The organism is Pseudomonas sp. PME37.24/006 (assembly GCF_055556635.1).
Window position 1 is genome coordinate 1 of record NZ_JBVHNL010000046.1, and the last position, 280, is coordinate 280.

1 pseudogene is annotated in these 280 nt (G+C 63.6%); it reads right to left on the reverse strand.

Annotation, left to right across the window (positions count from 1 at the left end):
* Window positions 1-280 (reverse strand): annotated as a pseudogene (locus ACZ3GY_RS23795) (hypothetical protein); the annotation flags it as partial.

Here is a 280-nt window from a genome sequence, read left to right on the forward strand (position 1 = left end):
GTCGGACACATTGATCGGCCGCGGAATCAGCCCGATGGCCTTGAAGCGATCGGCAATCGCCTGCTGGCTCCTGACAATCTCCGCATCGACCGGCACCACCTGGTAATTCGAGCGCGCGACGAAGCGCCTGATGGCCTCGATGTCGACGCCGGTCGCCTCGGCCTGCGCCCGAGCCACCTCCTCGCGATGATCGGCAGCCCATTTGCCTTCGGCCGCGAAAATGGAATTCAGCTTCGCGACGGTGGACGGATACTTTGCCACAAAGTCCGACCCCGCGATG